The organism is [Phormidium] sp. LEGE 05292 (assembly GCF_015207735.1).
Classification (GTDB): domain Bacteria; phylum Cyanobacteriota; class Cyanobacteriia; order Cyanobacteriales; family Aerosakkonemataceae; genus Floridanema.
On the sequence record NZ_JADEWG010000351.1, the window covers coordinates 1 to 2,500 of the forward strand.

General features: G+C 50.9%; 2 tRNA genes and 2 rRNA genes (1 of these 4 cut by a window edge). All 4 read left to right on the forward strand.

Annotation, left to right across the window (positions count from 1 at the left end):
* Positions 1-208: 208 nt before the first annotated feature.
* Positions 209-1,699: ribosomal RNA gene (locus IQ264_RS32535) — 16S ribosomal RNA — on the forward strand.
* Between the two features lie 117 nt (positions 1,700-1,816).
* Positions 1,817-1,890, forward strand: a tRNA-Ile gene (locus tag IQ264_RS32540).
* Between the two features lie 20 nt (positions 1,891-1,910).
* Positions 1,911-1,986: transfer RNA gene (locus IQ264_RS32545), tRNA-Ala, on the forward strand.
* A 215-nt stretch (positions 1,987-2,201) separates the two neighbouring features.
* Positions 2,202-2,500, forward strand: a 23S ribosomal RNA gene (locus tag IQ264_RS32550); it runs 2,588 nt beyond the window's last position.
* The 16S and 23S rRNA genes sit together here with 2 tRNA genes alongside, the layout of an rRNA operon.

The following is a 2,500-nucleotide window of genomic DNA, read 5'->3' on the forward strand; positions in this document are numbered from 1 at the left end:
CCAAAATTTTTTTTGCCGAAAAGCTTGACAAAGCGTATTAGGGTTGATAGATTAGTAAAGCGGTCGAGAGGAAGCCGAGCGAAAGTGAAGCACTCAAGACGCGCCCGAACCTAGAAAAAAGTATAGTTTGAAAGCCAAAAAAAGCCAAGCTCGTCAAAGAAATTAATTAAAAAGTTTCTAGGAAGCTAGGAACGATTGAGTCAATCATCAAATGGAGAGTTTGATCCTGGCTCAGGATGAACGCTGGCGGTCTGCTTAACACATGCAAGTCGAACGGAAATCTTCGGATTTTAGTGGCGGACGGGTGAGTAACGCGTGAGAATCTAGCTTCAGGATGGGGACAACAGTAGGAAACTGCTGCTAATACCCGATGTGCCGGAAGGTGAAAGATTTATTGCCTGAAGATGAGCTCGCGTCCGATTAGCTAGTTGGTAGTGTAAGAGACTACCAAGGCGACGATCGGTAGCTGGTCTGAGAGGATGACCAGCCACACTGGGACTGAGACACGGCCCAGACTCCTACGGGAGGCAGCAGTGGGGAATTTTCCGCAATGGGCGAAAGCCTGACGGAGCAAGACCGCGTGAGGGAGGAAGGCTCTTGGGTTGTAAACCTCTTTTCTCTGGGAAGAAGCTCTGACGGTACCAGAGGAATCAGCATCGGCTAACTCCGTGCCAGCAGCCGCGGTAATACGGAGGATGCAAGCGTTATCCGGAATTATTGGGCGTAAAGCGTCCGTAGGTGGCTTTTCAAGTCTGCCGTTAAAACCAGTGGCTTAACCACTGAATAGCGGTGGAAACTGAACAGCTAGAGTGTGGTAGGGGTAGAGGGAATTCCCAGTGTAGCGGTGAAATGCGTAGAGATTGGGAAGAACACCGGTGGCGAAAGCGCTCTGCTGGACCACAACTGACACTCACAGGACGAAAGCTAGGGGAGCGAAAGGGATTAGATACCCCTGTAGTCCTAGCCGTAAACGATGGATACTAGGTGTTGTGAGTATCGACCCTCACAGTGCCGGAGCCAACGCGTTAAGTATCCCGCCTGGGGAGTACGCACGCAAGTGTGAAACTCAAAGGAATTGACGGGGGCCCGCACAAGCGGTGGAGTATGTGGTTTAATTCGATGCAACGCGAAGAACCTTACCAGGGCTTGACATGTCGCGAATCTTTCTGAAAGGGAAGAGTGCCTTCGGGAGCGCGAACACAGGTGGTGCATGGCTGTCGTCAGCTCGTGTCGTGAGATGTTGGGTTAAGTCCCGCAACGAGCGCAACCCTCGTCTTTAGTTGCCAGCATTCAGTTGGGCACTCTGAAGAGACTGCCGGTGACAAACCGGAGGAAGGTGGGGATGACGTCAAGTCAGCATGCCCCTTACGTCCTGGGCTACACACGTACTACAATGCGACGGACAAAGAGCAGCTAAACAGCGATGTTAAGCTAATCTCATAAACCGTGGCTCAGTTCAGATTGTAGGCTGCAACTCGCCTACATGAAGGCGGAATCGCTAGTAATCCCAGGTCAGCATACTGGGGTGAATTCGTTCCCGGGCCTTGTACACACCGCCCGTCACACCATGGGAGTTGGCCACGCCCGAAGTCGTTATCCTAACCTGCAAAGGAAGGAGATGCCGAAGGTGGGGCTGATGACTGGGGTGAAGTCGTAACAAGGTAGCCGTACCGGAAGGTGTGGCTGGATCACCTCCTTTTTAGGGAGACCTTTCCCCAAGAAATGACCGAAAAATAGTTAATAGGTCACGAATTGAGGTCATACCCAGGTCGAACGAGATTGGTCAGGCTTTCAAACTAACTCAGGTTTGGTTCATGGGCTATTAGCTCAGGTGGTTAGAGCGCACCCCTGATAAGGGTGAGGTCCCTGGTTCAAGTCCAGGATGGCCCACCTGAAACACAAAGTATTGTGGGGGTATAGCTCAGTTGGTAGAGCGCTGTCCTTGCACGGCAGATGTCAGCGGTTCGAGTCCGCTTACCTCCACCAAAAAAGTATGAAGAAAAAAGAGAAATAGGCTTGTCAACTCGAACTGATGATGATAGACTAGATCGAGTGAGTCTTTGATGAATCAGCACCTCTAGTGGTGAAAAACCAGAGAGAATGCTGGCGACATCAGCCAGTGAGAACCTAGAAAACTGCATAGCAAGAGAAAAACAAGAAACAAATAGCAGGTAGATAATTACCAATTGTTTGTGAACTAAGGTCAAGCTATCAAGAGCTAACGGTGGATACCTTGGCACGCAGAGGCGAAGAAGGACGTGGTGACCGACGAAACGCTCCGGGGAGCTGGCAGCAAGCATTGAGCCGGAGATATCCGAATGGGGCAACCCCTAGTACAACTGGTTGAATCCATAGACCAGCATGAGCCAACCGGGTGAACTGAAACATCTTAGTAGCCCGAGGAAAAGAAAACAACCGTGATTCCCCTAGTAGCGGCGAGCGAAGCGGGAGGAGCCTAAACCAACTGGTTCTCCAGTTGGGGTAGTGGGACAGCATCAAT